Source organism: Variovorax sp. dw_954, from assembly GCF_018449755.1.
GTDB lineage: Bacteria > Pseudomonadota > Gammaproteobacteria > Burkholderiales > Burkholderiaceae_C > Variovorax.
Genome location: NZ_JAAVVD010000111.1, coordinates 1 through 553, shown reverse-complemented (window position 1 = coordinate 553; position 553 = coordinate 1). Strand labels below are relative to the sequence as shown.

1 protein-coding gene is annotated in these 553 nt (G+C 65.8%); it reads right to left on the bottom strand.

Annotated features, from left to right (window positions below; translation table 11 throughout):
* Window positions 1-553 (bottom strand): carboxyl transferase domain-containing protein (locus tag HB681_RS37745; RefSeq protein ID WP_275946440.1); only part of this gene is annotated, 553 nt, incomplete at both ends.

Here is a 553-nt window from a genome sequence, read left to right as displayed (position 1 = left end):
GAGATCCGCGCGCTCGGCCGGGTCGCCGCTGGGGCGCACGGGCGGCTTCTCGCGGTTGTTCAGCGGCAGGTAGTTGTAGAGCCGGCGCAACATCATCAGCGCCTCGACATCGTTCTCGAAGGCCATGTCGGCCACGCCGCTCTTGGTGGTGTGGGTCGATGCGCCGCCCAGTTCCTCGGCTGTCACGTCCTCGTGCGTCACGGTCTTCACCACCTCGGGGCCGGTGACGAACATGTAGCTCGAATCCTTGACCATGAAGATGAAGTCGGTCATGGCCGGCGAATACACCGCACCACCGGCGCAGGGACCCATGATCATGCTGATCTGCGGCACCACGCCGGAGGCCATCACGTTGCGCTGGAACACCTCGGCATAGCCGCCGAGCGATGCCACGCCTTCCTGGATGCGCGCGCCGCCCGAGTCGTTCAGGCCGATCACCGGCGCGCCGACCTTCATGGCCTGGTCCATCACCTTGCAGATCTTCTCGGCATGCGCCTCGCTGAGCGCACCGCCGAAGACGGTGAAGTCCTGGCTGAAGACGAAGACCAGGCGG